Genomic DNA, 12,626 nt, shown 5'->3' on the forward strand with positions numbered 1-12,626 from the left:
GGGAGTCCGGGCCCCCGGCGGACCCCGCCCCGCCCGCCGGTGCCCGAGCAGCCGGAAGGCCCCGGGTCCGCATCGGACCCGGGGCCTTCGTCAGCTCAACTCGCCCTGGTTCAGCCGAGGTTGGCGAGCGCCTCGTTGAAGGTCTTGGACGGGCGCATCACCGCGGCGGCCTTGGCCGCGTCCGGCTGGTAGTAGCCGCCGAGGTCGACCGGCGCGCCCTGGACGGCGATCAGCTCCTCGACGATGGCCGACTCCTGCTCGGTCAGCGTCGCGGCCAGTCCGGCGAAGGCCTGGGCCAGCTCGGCGTCGTCGGCCTGCTTGGCCAGCTCCTGGGCCCAGTACATGGCCAGGTAGAAGTGGCTGCCGCGGTTGTCGATGCCACCGAGGCGGCGGCTCGGCGACTTGTCCTCGTTGAGGAAGGTGCCGGTGGCGCGGTCCAGGGTGTCGGCCAGCACCTTGGCGCGGGCGTTGTCGGTGGTGCTGGCCAGGTGCTCGAAGCTCGCGGCCAGCGCGAAGAACTCGCCCAGGCTGTCCCAGCGCAGGTAGTTCTCCTTGACCAGCTGCTGGACGTGCTTCGGGGCGGAGCCGCCGGCACCGGTCTCGAACAGGCCGCCGCCCGCCATCAGCGGGACGACCGACAGCATCTTGGCGCTGGTGCCCAGCTCCAGGATCGGGAACAGGTCGGTCAGGTAGTCACGCAGCACGTTGCCGGTCACCGAGATGGTGTCCTCGCCGCGGCGGATGCGCTCCAGCGAGAACTTGGTGGCCTCGACCGGCGACTTGATCTCGATCTGCAGGCCCTCGGTGTCGTGCTCCGGCAGGTACTGCTTGACCTTGCCGATCAGCACCGCGTCGTGGGCGCGGTCCTCGTCCAGCCAGAACACCGCCGGGACGCCGGTGGCGCGGGCGCGGGTGACGGCCAGCTTGACCCAGTCCTGGATCGGCAGGTCCTTGGTCTGGCAGGCGCGGAAGATGTCGCCCGGCTGGACGGCCTGCTCCAGCACCACGTTGCCCTCGGTGTCGACCAGGCGGACGGTGCCCGCGGTGGCGATCTCGAAGGTCTTGTCGTGCGAGCCGTACTCCTCGGCCTTCTGGGCCATCAGACCGACGTTCGGCACCGAGCCGATGGTCGCCGGGTCCAGGGCACCGTGGGCGCGGCAGTCGTCGATGACGGCCTGGTACACGCCGGAGTAGCTGCTGTCCGGCAGCACGGCGAGGGTGTCGGCCTCCTTGCCGTCCGGGCCCCACATGTGGCCGGAGGTGCGGATCATGGCCGGCATCGAGGCGTCGACGATGACGTCGCTCGGCACGTGCAGGTTGGTGATGCCCTTGTCGGAGTCGACCATGGCCAGGGCCGGGCCCTCGGCCAGCTCGGCCTCGAAGGAGGCCTTGATCTCGGCACCCAGGTGCGGCACGTTGTCGAGGCCGGCCAGGATGCCGCCGAGGCCGTTGTTCGGGTTCAGACCGGCGGCGACCAGCGCCTCGCCGTACTTGGCGAAGGTCTTCGGGAAGAAGGCGCGGACCACGTGGCCGAAGATGATCGGGTCGGAGACCTTCATCATGGTGGCCTTGAGGTGCACCGAGAACAGCACGCCCTCGGCCTTGGCCCGGGCGACCTGCGCGGCCAGGAACTCGTTCAGGGCGGCGACGCGCAGCACCGAGGCGTCGACGACCTCGCCCGCCAGCACCGGCACCTTCTCGCGCAGCACGGTGGTGGTGCCGTCCTCGCCGAGCAGCTCGATGCGCAGGGCACCGTCGGCGGCGATCACGGCGGACTTCTCGGTGGACCGGAAGTCGTTCTCACCCATGGTGGCGACGTTGGTCTTGGAATCGGCCGACCAGGCGCCCATGCGGTGCGGGTGGGTCTTGGCGTAGTTCTTGACCGACTGCGGGGCGCGGCGGTCCGAGTTGCCCTCGCGCAGGACCGGGTTGACGGCGCTGCCCTTGACCTTGTCGTAACGGGCGCGGACGTCCTTGTCCTCGTCGGTCTGCGGGTCGTCCGGGTAGTCCGGCAGGGCGTAGCCCTGGGCCTGGAGCTCGGCGATGGCGGCCTTGAGCTGCGGCACCGAGGCCGAGATGTTCGGCAGCTTGATGATGTTGGCGCCCGGGGTCTTGGCCAGCTCACCCAGCTCGGCGAGGGCGTCGCCGATCCGCTGCGCCTCGGTCAGACGCTCCGGGAAGCTCGCGATGATCCGCCCGGCCAGGGAGATGTCGCGGGTCTCCACCCGCACACCCGCCGTCGAGGCGTAGGCCTGGACCACCGGCAGGAACGAGTAGGTCGCCAGGGCCGGAGCCTCGTCGGTGTGCGTATAGATGATGGTCGAGTCAGTCATCGGTACTCCGCTTCACGTCTCCAACGTCTTGACGTCAAGATATCTCGTCACGGGGCTCCGACTCCACCTCCCCCCGCCTCCGAGCGCCCACCGGGCGCGTCGGGGGGTGCCGCGGCGGGTGCGGCGGCCCCCGCGACGGGGGCGGTTCCGGCGGTCGCGGCGGGGGACGGAGCGAGGTGTGAGCGGGCGCGGACTCCACGGTCGTCCGGGTCGGGGCGGGTGGCAAGCGGAACGCCCGACCGGTGGTTTGCTCCACCCGGGTGAGCCGGACGTCAGGAGTGCGTCAACGCGCGACCCCATTCGGTCAACGGTGCGTCAGGACCGGCGACCCCCGGGCCGGGTCGCCCTAGCTTCGAGGAAGTAGTTCCGGCAGGCACCACCACCCCACTCGGGAGCATCCGCATGGCCCGCCACGTCTGGCACGTTCCGGTCACCACCTCCGGCACCGGGAGCACCACCGCACTCCGCCTGTTCCGCCTGCGCGACGGCCGCCGCTGCGCGGTCGGATTCTCCAGCCTCGAAGCCCTCGCCGCCCTCCTCGGGCCCGACCAGGCCCACACCGAGCTCGGCGAGCCCGCCCTCCGCGGCCTCATCGCCCCGCTCGGGATCGACACCGTGGTGCTGGACCCGAGGCTGGTCGCCCCGTCCGTCACCGCCCCCTCCGTCGCCACGTCATCCGTCACCGCGCCGCCCGGCGACCCGGCCCCGGATCAGCCACGGCCCGGTCCCGCTCGACTTCGACCGCCTCGCGGCCGAGTTCCCGGCCGTCCAGAGCGGCCTGGCGCTGGCCGGCGAGGCCGACCTCGAACTGCGCCTCGCCTGCACCGGCCCCGACGAGTTGCGGACGATCGCCACCGCCCTGCACCGCGCGGGCGCCGCCAGGGTGCACATCGACCTCGTCCTGCGCGCCCTCACCCCGGCCCCGGTCACCCTGCGCCCGGTGCCCTGACCCGAACCGCCACGGGCCCCGCGACCCGCTCCCCGACCGGGGGCGGGTCGCGGGGCCCGTACCGTGCTCACTCCTCCCCGGGCCGCGGATCCGGGTTGATCGCCTGACCGTCGACGGGCTGGCCCCAGGCGTCGTCGCCGACCGCGTCGACGCAGTAGCCGCTGCCCTCGACGTGCCCGCCCGCGCCCCGGCACTGCTCCGCGGTGACGTCCCGGCGCCCGCCGGCCGCCGCCGGTCCGGCGGCGGCGACCACGGCCCCGGCGACGGTGGTGAGCAGGAGGACGGAGGCGGTCGCGGCGGCCACCCGGGCCGGGAGTGAGCTGTTCATGCGGACCACCACAGCACGCCACGGGGCCCTCGGCGACCACAGGGCGCCCGCCCGGGTGGCCGCCGGAGCCCGCCGCCCTCGGCTACTCGCGCGCCAGCGCCGCGATGGCCGCGAGCAGCAGCGCCGAGCCCGCCAGCAGGCCCGCCGTCAGCGGCTCGCCGAGGAACAGCACGCCGATCACCGCCGCCGTCGCGGGCTCCAGCAGGACCAGCACCGCGGCCGTCGTGCTGGGCACGGCGGTCAGGCCGGTGAAGTACCAGCGGTAGGCGTACAGCGTGGGCACCGTGCCGAGGAAGAGCAGCGCCACCGCGGTGGCGACCGGGTCCCCGCCCGTCGGCAGCACGCCGTGGACGCCCTGGACGGCCGCGAGCGGGAGCAGGCAGAGCAGGCCGGCGGTGAACGCGCCGGTGCCGGCCCGGGCCGAGCCGCCGCCCCGGGCCCAGAGGGTGAGGCCGCTCTGGCCGGCGCCCGCGAGGACGGCCAGCGCGACCCCGAGGGCCGGGCGCGGGCCCGCCGCCGGGGCGGCCACCAGCAGGGCGAGGCCGCCCAGGGCCAGGACCACCGCGGCCGCCGCGCGCCGGGTCAGCCGCTCGCCGAGCAGCAGGTGGGCGCCGAGGCTGGTGAACACCGGGCCGGCGCCGATGGTGACCAGGGTGCCCAGGCCGAGGCCCGCGTACCGTACCGAGCCGAAGTAGGCGCACTGGCTGACCGCGAGGCCGAGCCCGGTCAGCACGGCGGGGCGCCACCGGGCGGCGCCCCGCTCGGCGCGCGGCTCGCGGCCCGGCAGCAGGGCCAGGCAGAGCGCGGCGACGCCGAAGCGCCAGCAGGAGACGCCCGCCGGACCGAGCCCGCTGGTGCGCATCAGCAGCGCGGACACGGCGCCGCCCACGCCCCAGGCGACGGCGGCGGCGGAAATGGACAGGAGGCCGTGCCGGAAGGGCACGGCGGCGTACGAGGTCATGCGTCGGTACTCCACGATGAGTCGCCGGTCGGGGTCCCTGAACGCGGGCGGCAGTCATCGCCCCGGCTGCGGGCTGGTCCCGTCGGGCCGGAGTGGGTGGAGTGGGCCGCCCGCTAGCGGGTCGGCGGGGCGAGGATCACAGGACGCACGGGGGCAGCCTACGCCCCGCCCGGCGCCGGTGATCGCGAGCTTCCCCCCGTCCACGAACGGGACGTACCGTCGCCCTGGCCGGGACTCCCGGTGGAACGCACCCCCTCGACGAAGGAGCGGAACACGATGGACCAGCTGACGTACGACGAGGTCGAGGCCGCCGGGAAGCGGATCGCCGGGCGGGTGCGCCCGGTGGCGGTGGCACCGGGGGACGACGGCGGACGGACCTGGCTGGCGCTGGAGTTCCTCCAGCACACCGGCAGCTTCAAGGCCCGCGGCGCGCAGAACTTCCTGCTCGCCCACGCCGAGGCGGGCACCCTCCCGGACACCGGGGTGACCATCGCCTCGGGCGGCAACGCCGGGCTGGCCTGCGCCTGGGCGGCCCGTGAACTCGGCGTCCGGGCAACGGTGTTCCTGCCCGAGACGGCCTCCCCGGTGAAGCTGGCGCGGCTGCGCTCGTACGGCGCGGACGTGCGGCTGACGGGCCGTGAGTACGCGGAGGCGCTGGCCGCCTGCGAGGAGTTCGCGGCCGACAGCGGGGCACTGCCCTCGCACGCGTACGACCACCCGCTGATCGCGGCCGGCGCCGGGACGATCCTGGCGGAGATGCGCGCCGAGGTGCCCGGACTGGACACCGTGGTGGTGTCGGTCGGCGGCGGCGGCCTGTTCGCCGGGGTGGCGGTGGCGGCCCGCGAGCACGGCATCCGGGTGCTGGCCGTGGAGCCGACGGGCAGTCGCGCGCTGAACGCCGCCCTGGAGGCGGGCCGCCCGGTGGACGTCCCGGTCGACTCCGTCGCCCAGGACGCGCTCGGCGCCCGCCGCGCCACCGCCCTCGCCGTGGACGCGGCCGCGCACCCCGGCGTCCGCTCGGTGCTGGTCGACGACGAGGCCATCGTGCGCGCCCGCCGGCAGCTCTGGGAGGACCGCCGGATCGCCGTCGAGTACGCGGCCTCCACCGCCCTCGCCGCGCTCGGGCAGGCCGAGGGCGAGCGGGTGGCCGTCCTGCTCTGCGGCGCCAACACCGACCCGTCCGACCTGGCGAACTGACGGCACGTCAGGCCTGGCCCGGCCGGCCCGCTCCGGGCCGGCCGGCATGACCATGCATGGCCCGCTATTCCTATAACCCCCGGGGGCGACAATATTGCCGGACCGGAATGACCAAGCTCAAGGCATGCTCAAATGCTGGACCTACCGCCCGGTAACGTAACAGACAACTGAACAGAATGCCTCCTACCTGCACGGATATCCGGCAAAGAAGGTAAACATTCAGTAATGAAATCTGTGCAGACCTCTATGAATAGACCTACTGTGTGGCAACTCTCCGCGCTCCGCCCACCCCGGAGCCCCCACCCACAGAGAGATCGTTCATGGCTTCCCTCAACCAGATCTCGCCGCCCGGACAGAGCACTGGCTCAGAACCCGGCACGACCAACCGGTCGCTCAAGCGCCACGTAGGCCTCATCGGCCTCATGTGGGCCTCGGTCGGCTCGATCATCGGCTCCGGCTGGCTGTTCGGCGCGAAGAACGCCGTCGTCGCCGCCGGACCGGCCGCCCTCGTCTCCTGGGGCATCGGCGCCGTGGCGATCGTGCTGCTGGCACTCGTGCACGCCGAGCTCGGCGGGATGTTCCCGGTCGCCGGCGGCACCGCGCGCTACCCGCACTACGCCTTCGGCGGCCTGGCCGGCATGTCGTTCGGCTGGTTCTCCTGGCTCCAGGCCGCCACCGTCGCCCCGATCGAGGTCGAGGCGATGATCGGCTACGCCGGCCACTGGGAGTTCGCCAAGAGCTTCCTCAACGACAACGGCACCCTCACCACCAGCGGGTTCGTCGTCGCGGTGCTCCTGATGGGCGTGTTCGTCGCGGTCAACTTCCTCGGTGTCCGGGTCCTGGCGGCCACCAACTCGGTCGCGACCTGGCTCAAGATCGGCGTCCCGCTGCTCACGATCCTGGCGCTGTCGATCAACAACTTCCACGGCTCGAACTTCACCTCGCACGGCTTCGCCCCGTTCGGCGCCCACGGCGTGCTCGCCGCGATCAGCTCCAGCGGCATCATCTTCGCGCTGCTCGGCTTCGAGCAGGCCATCCAGATCTCCGGCGAGAGCCGCAACCCCAAGCGCGACATCCCCCGCGCCGTGCTCGGCTCGGTCGCCATCGGCACCCTGATCTACGTCCTGCTCCAGGTCGCCTTCATCGGCGCGCTGCCGGTCAGCTCCTTCGTCAACGGCTGGGACAAGCTCGACTTCCCCGGCATCGAGGGCCCGTTCGCCGGCCTCGCCACCGTGGTCGGCCTGGGCTGGCTCGCCTGGGTGCTGTACTTCGACGCCATCGTCTCCCCCGGCGGCACCGGCCTGATCTACACCACCTCCACCTCGCGCATCTCCTACGGCCTGAGCAAGAACGGCTACGCGCCGCAGAAGTTCGAGCAGCTGGACAAGAACGGCGTGCCGTGGTTCGGCCTGGCCATGTCGTTCGTCACCGGCGTGATCTGCTTCCTGCCCTTCCCGAGCTGGCAGGAGCTGGTCGGCTTCATCACCTCGGCCAGCGTGCTGATGTACGCCGGCGCCCCGCTGGCCTTCGGCGCCCTGCGCCGCCGGCTGCCCGACCGGGAGCGCTCCTACCGGCTGCCGCTGGGCGGCGTGATCTCCCCGGCCGCGTTCGTGGTCTCCAGCCTGATCATCTACTGGGCCGGCTGGCACACCCTGTCCCGCCTGGGCATCGCGATCGTGCTCGGCTACGTCCTGCTCGGCGGCTACGCGGCGTACGCGATCCGCAAGGGCCTGCCGAACGCGCCGCGGCTGAGCTGGAAGTCCGCCCAGTGGCTGCCGGTCTACCTGGTGGGCCTGGGCCTGATCTCCTGGCAGGGCGGCTTCGGCGACGGCACCGGCCGGATCCCGATGTGGTGGGACATGGCCCTGGTGGCGGTGTTCGCGCTGGTCATCTACTTCTGGGCGATCCGGGTCGCGCTGCCCGCCGAGGCGATCGAGCACGAGGTCGCCGACATCGAGGTGGTCGACGCGGGCGGCCACTGACCGACCCCGCACACCCCGGAAGGGCCCGCCGGCCGTGCGACCGGCGGGCCCTTCCGCGCGCTCACAGACCCAGCACCGTCCGCAGCACCGTGACCATCTCGGCCTCCGCGTCCTGCGCCGGGCCGGGCGAGCGCCAGGCGACGAAGCCGTCCGGGCGGACCAGCACGGCGCCCTGCGGGCCGATGCCGTGCAGCGCGGCGAAGTCCGCGCCGGGCTCCGGGGCCAGGTCGTCCTCCGCCCCGTCGCCGATCCGGTGGCCGTCCAGCGGGACGGCCAGCCGGTCGGCCGCGCGCCGGGCCCCGGCCTGCCAGGCACCGCCCTCGGGGCCGGTGAGCAGCACCATCGCCTGCTCGTACAGGTCCAGCGTGGACAGCCGCACCCCCGCCCGCAGCAGCCACTGGTGCGGCGCCCGGCTGCCCGGCTCGCCCGCCGACTCGAACTGCTCGGGGACCACCGGGCCGTCGCGGTCCGCGCCGACCACGGCGCCGACCGGGTAGCGGTAGCCGAGCGCCACCGCCAGCACCCCGGCCTGCCGGCCGACGCCCGGCACCACCGCGTAGCCCGGGTGGCTGTGCTCGGCGGAGCGGGCCGAGGCGCGCTCGCCGGTCACCCGGGCGACCGGACGGCGCTCCTGCCCGTACGTCTCCAGCAGCCGCGGCCCGGCCCAGCCGCAGAGCACCGCGGCGATCTTCCAGGCCAGGTTGTGGGCGTCCTGGATGCCGGTGTTGGATCCGAACGCGCCGGTCGGGGACATCTCGTGGGCGGAGTCCCCGGCGAGGAAGACCCGCCCCGCGCCGTACCGCTCGGCCACCCGCTCGGCGGCGTGCCAGGGCGCCCGGCCGGTGACCTCGACGTCCAGCTCCGGCAGGCCGACGGCGGTGCGGATGTGCCGCTCGCAGCGCTCGTCGGTGAAGGCCTCCAGCGGCTCGCCGTGCTCCGGGTGCCAGGGCGCGTGGAAGACCCACTCCTCCTGGTTGTCCACCGGCAGCAGCGCGCCGTCCGCCTCCGGGTTCGTCAGGTAGCAGGCGATGAAGTGCCGGTCGCCGACCACCTCGGCCAGCCGCTTGGCCCGGAAGGTGATGCTGACGTTGTGGAACAGCTCGCCCTTGCCGCTCTGGCCGATGCCCAGCGCCTCCCGGACCGGGCTGCGCGGGCCGTCCGCGGCGATCAGGAACTCCGAGCGCACCACCCGCTCCTCGCCGCTCTCCCGGCTGCGCAGCACCGAGGTCACGCCGTCCGCGTCCTGCTCGAAGGAGACCAGCTCGGTGCTGAACCGCAGGTCGCCACCGAGCTCGCGGGCCGCCCGCACCAGCACCGGCTCCAGGTCGTTCTGGCTGCACAGGCACCAGGAGCTGGGGCTGAACCGGGCCAGCCGGCCGCCCGGGTCGATGTCCCGGAACAGCCACTCCTGCTCGGCGCCGGTCAGCGAGGGCGCCTGGAGGATGCCGTGGTTGGGGGCCAGGATCGAGGCCGCCTCGCGGATCGCCGGCTCGACCCCGGCCACCCGGTACAGCTCCATGGTGCGGACGTTGTTGCCGCGGCCCCGCGGATGATGCGAGGTGTCGGCGTGCTTCTCGACCAGCAGGTGTCCAACCCCCAGCCGACCGAGGAAGAGTGAGGCCGACAGCCCCACCAGCGAGCCGCCCACGATCAGGACCGGCACCCGGTCGTCAACCTTCGGATTCATCAGTTGCTCCACCCTGTCAGGGGATTCCGCGGCCCGGCGACTGGGCCCGGCGCCGCCCGACGGGCCCGCTCAGCCGGGGGCCCCGGTCTTCCATCCCCCGCTGGAGGGCGTCCGTGCCGCCCCTTCGCCCGGATGGCCCGCAAATCTCGCGCCGCGCCCGGTGCGCCGCCCACGATCGACCTCAGGCCTGGCGCCGACTCGCCCGGCCGAACCGCCGTCGCACCGCCCTCCCAGGCCGGGGAGCACCCGCCGGGCAGGCCGACACGGCCCGCAGCGTGCGGCCCAGAGCAGAAAGTGGACCATGACAACTCTGTCCGAACCCCAGCCGAAGCAGCACGACGAGGCCGACACCCGGCTGCGGGTCGTGCTGATGCTGGAGATCCAGGACGGCGCCCAGCAGCGCTTCCTCGACGTGTACGAGCAGCTGCGGCACCAGGTGGCCTCCGTCCCCGGCCACGTCAGCGACCAGCTGTGCCAGTCGATCAACGACCCGCGCCAGTGGCTGATCACCAGCGAGTGGAAGGACCAGGAGACCTTCCTGAAGTGGGTGGACAGCCCGGCCCACCGGGAGATGGTCAAGCCGATGCACGGCTGCGTCAGCGACAACTTCCGCTCGCTGCGCTACGCCGTGCTGCGCGAGACCTCGGCGGCCGGCTCGACCGGCACCCGGGCCCCGATGGAGGTGCCGCCCGGGCTGCCGCGCACCACGCCCGCCGGACACGTCGGGCCGCCCAGGGCCGACCCGGGCCCGGACGGCGTGGTCCGCCACGCGCTGACCTTCACCGTCAAGCCCGGCAGCGAGCCCGAGGTGGCCCGGATCCTCTCCGGCTACGCCTCCCCCCGGGCCGAGGTGGACGAGCACACCAGGCTGCGCCGCACCTCGCTGTTCATGCTCGGCAACCGGGTGGTCCGCGCCGTCGAGGTGATCGGCGACCTCGGCGACGCGCTGCGCCACGTGGCGATGCAGCCCGAGGTGCGGGCCGTCGAGGAGGCGCTCAACCCGCACCTGGAGGAGGCCCGCCAGTTGGGCGACCCGCAGGCCGCCCGGGCGTTCTTCGCCAGGGCCGCGCTGCCCGCCCGGCACCAGGCGGTCGCCGGCTCCCCCGCCTCCGCCCGGCTGCACCGGCACGCCGTGCTCTACCCGGTCCGCCCGGGCCGGGGGCAGGCCGTGGCCGAGCTGCTGGCCGAGCACGACGACCTGGCCACCGCCGACCCGACCGGGCCGGTCGCGGCGGCCACCGTCTTCCACCGCGAGGACGTGGTGGTGCGCCTGGTGGACCTGCGGGTGCCGGCCGAGGCCGACCCGGCGGCCGCCCTCGGCGTGACCGACGACCGGCAGGCCGCCGTGCTCGCCGGGCTGCTCGACCTCGGCCCGCAGGGCGACCTGCGCACCTCCGCCGGGCTCGGCGCCTTCCTCGCCGCCCGCGCCATGAACCCGGTCACCGACCGCGTCTCCGCCGACCCGATCAACAACTGACGTTCCGTCACTCCACACGGGAGGATCTCCATGACCACGCAGTCCCCACGGATCGTCAGCGTCCACGAGGCACCGGAGAACCGCCGCCACGGCGCCGAACTGCGCACCATGCTCACTCCGACCAGCTGCGGCGCGACCAGCGGCTTCATGGGCCTGGCGATCGTCAAGCCCGGCGAGCGGATCGGCGAGCACTACCACCCGTACTCCGAGGAGTTCGTGTTCGTCGTCTGCGGCGACCTCGAGGTGGACCTGGACGGGAAGCCCCACCCGCTCAAGCCGGACCAGGGCCTGATGATCCCGATCAACATGCGCCACCGCTTCCGCAACGTCGGCGACACCGAGGCCCGGATGGTCTTCCACCTCGGCCCGCTCGCCCCGCGCCCCGACCTCGGGCACGTGAGCACCGAGGGGACCGCGGCGTCCGGGCCGCCGGAACACGCCAAGGTGGGCTCGTGACCCGGCGCGTCGCCGTCACCGGGATCGGCGTGGTCGCACCCGGCGGGGTCGGCGTACCGGCGTTCTGGGACCTGCTGACGGCCGGCCGCACCGCGACCCGGGGCATCACGCTCTTCGACCCCACCGGGTTCCGCTCCCGGATCGCCGCCGAGGTCGACTTCGACCCGGCGGCCCACGGGTTGGGCCGGGAGGACGTCCAACGGGCGGACCGCTACGTGCAGTTCGCGATGGTCGCGGCCGACGAGGCGATCGCCGACGCCGGCCTGGACCTGGCCGCCGAGGACCCGTGGCGGATCGCCGTCTCGCTCGGCACCGCCGTCGGCGGCACCACTCGGCTGGAGCACGACTACGCCCTGGTGAGCGCGGCCGGAGCCCGCTGGGACGTGGACCACCGGCAGGCCGAGCCGCAGCTGCACCGGGCCTTCGCCCCCAGCACGCTGGCCTCCGCGGTGGCCGAGCGGACCGGCGCGCACGGCCCGGTGCAGACCGTCTCCACCGGCTGCACCTCCGGCCTGGACGCGATCGGCTACGGCTTCCAGACGGTCGAGGAGGGACGCGCCGACATCTGCGTCGCCGGCGCCTCCGACTCCCCGATCTCGCCGATCACCGTCGCCTGCTTCGACGCCATCAAGGCCACCAGCGAGCGCAACGATGACCCCCGGCACGCCTCCCGGCCCTTCGACGCCGACCGGGACGGCTTCGTCCTCGGCGAGGGCGGCGCCGTCCTGGTGCTGGAGGAACTGGAGCACGCCCGCCGCCGCGGCGCCCGGATCTACGGCGAGATCGGCGGCTTCGCCACCTTCGGCAACGCCTACCACATGACCGGCCTCACCAAGGAGGGGCTGGAGATGTCCCGGGCGATCGACCACGCGCTCGCCCACGCCCGGGTGGACCGCACCGAGGTGGACTACGTCAACGCGCACGGCTCGGGCACCAAGCAGAACGACCGGCACGAGACCGCCGCGGTCAAGCGCTCGCTGGGCTCACACGCCTTCAGGACGCCGATGAGCTCGATCAAGTCGATGGTCGGGCACTCGCTCGGCGCGATCGGCGCCATCGAGGTCGTCGCCTGCACCCTGGCGCTCGCCCACGGCGTCGTGCCGCCGACCGCCAACTACGAGACTCCGGATCCGGAGTGCGACCTCGACTACGTGCCGCGCACCGCGCGCGAGCTGCCGCTGAGCCACATCCTCTCGGTCGGCAGCGGATTCGGCGGATTCCAGTCCGCCGTCGTGCTCAACAGAACGGGGTGAGTT

At 73.6% G+C, this 12,626-nt stretch carries 9 protein-coding genes and 1 pseudogene; 6 read left to right on the plus strand and 4 right to left on the minus strand.

Annotated features, from left to right (window positions below):
• Positions 1-110: 110 nt before the first annotated feature.
• A complete protein-coding gene (locus ACZ7RU_RS29050; RefSeq protein ID WP_470343932.1) occupies positions 111-2,333 on the minus strand; it encodes an NADP-dependent isocitrate dehydrogenase in 2,223 nt (740 codons plus the stop codon).
• 402 nt (positions 2,334-2,735) lie between these two features.
• Here ACZ7RU_RS29050 and ACZ7RU_RS29055 point away from each other — a divergent pair.
• Positions 2,736-2,957 (plus strand): annotated as a pseudogene (locus ACZ7RU_RS29055) (SAV_915 family protein); the annotation flags it as partial.
• A 392-nt stretch (positions 2,958-3,349) separates the two neighbouring features.
• Here ACZ7RU_RS29055 and ACZ7RU_RS29060 read toward each other — a convergent pair.
• Both ACZ7RU_RS29060 and ACZ7RU_RS29065 read right to left on the minus strand, forming a co-directional pair.
• The gene (locus tag ACZ7RU_RS29060) at positions 3,350-3,610 is read right to left on the minus strand and encodes a hypothetical protein (RefSeq protein WP_470343933.1); all 261 of its coding nucleotides are present in this window, start codon (positions 3,608-3,610) and stop codon (positions 3,350-3,352) included.
• An 82-nt stretch (positions 3,611-3,692) separates the two neighbouring features.
• A complete protein-coding gene (locus tag ACZ7RU_RS29065) occupies positions 3,693-4,571 on the minus strand; it encodes a DMT family transporter (RefSeq protein ID WP_470343934.1) in 879 nt (292 codons plus the stop codon).
• A 276-nt stretch (positions 4,572-4,847) separates the two neighbouring features.
• On the opposite strand from ACZ7RU_RS29065, the gene ACZ7RU_RS29070 reads away from it, so the two are divergent.
• Together ACZ7RU_RS29070 and ACZ7RU_RS29075 are read left to right on the plus strand one after the other, a co-directional pair.
• Positions 4,848-5,768 (plus strand): threonine/serine dehydratase, encoded by a 921-nt coding sequence (locus tag ACZ7RU_RS29070; RefSeq protein WP_470343935.1) that lies wholly within the window; start codon positions 4,848-4,850, stop codon positions 5,766-5,768.
• A 422-nt stretch (positions 5,769-6,190) separates the two neighbouring features.
• On the plus strand, positions 6,191-7,750 hold the full coding sequence (locus tag ACZ7RU_RS29075) for an APC family permease (protein WP_470344050.1): 1,560 nt from the start codon (positions 6,191-6,193) through the stop codon (positions 7,748-7,750).
• A gap of 61 nt (positions 7,751-7,811) precedes the next feature.
• On the opposite strand, the gene ACZ7RU_RS29080 is transcribed toward ACZ7RU_RS29075, so the two are convergent.
• Positions 7,812-9,437, minus strand: coding sequence for an FAD-dependent oxidoreductase (locus ACZ7RU_RS29080; RefSeq protein ID WP_470343936.1), 1,626 nt, complete (start codon positions 9,435-9,437; stop codon positions 7,812-7,814).
• Between the two features lie 301 nt (positions 9,438-9,738).
• Between ACZ7RU_RS29080 and ACZ7RU_RS29085 the strand changes: the two genes are divergently transcribed.
• Genes ACZ7RU_RS29085 through ACZ7RU_RS29095 form a run of 3 tightly spaced genes read left to right on the plus strand, consistent with a single transcriptional unit; the run spans position 9,739 to position 12,623 of the window.
• Complete coding sequence (locus ACZ7RU_RS29085) at positions 9,739-10,914, plus strand: SchA/CurD-like domain-containing protein (protein ID WP_470343937.1); 1,176 nt, start codon at positions 9,739-9,741, stop codon at positions 10,912-10,914.
• Between the two features lie 30 nt (positions 10,915-10,944).
• Positions 10,945-11,370, plus strand: coding sequence for a cupin domain-containing protein (locus ACZ7RU_RS29090; protein ID WP_387759150.1), 426 nt, complete (start codon positions 10,945-10,947; stop codon positions 11,368-11,370).
• The gene (locus ACZ7RU_RS29095; RefSeq protein ID WP_470343938.1) at positions 11,367-12,623 is read left to right on the plus strand and encodes a beta-ketoacyl-[acyl-carrier-protein] synthase family protein; all 1,257 of its coding nucleotides are present in this window, start codon (positions 11,367-11,369) and stop codon (positions 12,621-12,623) included. Before ACZ7RU_RS29090 ends, ACZ7RU_RS29095 begins: the two co-directional genes overlap by 4 nt.
• The last annotated feature ends 3 nt before the right edge of the window (positions 12,624-12,626 follow it).

This window comes from Kitasatospora sp. NPDC114501, from assembly GCF_055633695.1.

What these genes read in the sequence shown, in the direction of transcription:
- ACZ7RU_RS29050 (WP_470343932.1), bottom strand. Translation starts at nt 2,333, where the DNA reads ATGACTGACTCGACCATCATCTATACGCACACCGACGAGGCTCCGGCC.
- ACZ7RU_RS29060 (WP_470343933.1), bottom strand. Translation starts at nt 3,610, where the DNA reads ATGAACAGCTCACTCCCGGCCCGGGTGGCCGCCGCGACCGCCTCCGTC.
- ACZ7RU_RS29065 (WP_470343934.1), bottom strand. Translation starts at nt 4,571, where the DNA reads ATGACCTCGTACGCCGCCGTGCCCTTCCGGCACGGCCTCCTGTCCATT.
- ACZ7RU_RS29070 (WP_470343935.1), top strand. Translation starts at nt 4,848, where the DNA reads ATGGACCAGCTGACGTACGACGAGGTCGAGGCCGCCGGGAAGCGGATC.
- ACZ7RU_RS29075 (WP_470344050.1), top strand. Translation starts at nt 6,191, where the DNA reads ATGTGGGCCTCGGTCGGCTCGATCATCGGCTCCGGCTGGCTGTTCGGC.
- ACZ7RU_RS29080 (WP_470343936.1), bottom strand. Translation starts at nt 9,437, where the DNA reads ATGAATCCGAAGGTTGACGACCGGGTGCCGGTCCTGATCGTGGGCGGC.
- ACZ7RU_RS29085 (WP_470343937.1), top strand. Translation starts at nt 9,739, where the DNA reads ATGACAACTCTGTCCGAACCCCAGCCGAAGCAGCACGACGAGGCCGAC.
- ACZ7RU_RS29090 (WP_387759150.1), top strand. Translation starts at nt 10,945, where the DNA reads ATGACCACGCAGTCCCCACGGATCGTCAGCGTCCACGAGGCACCGGAG.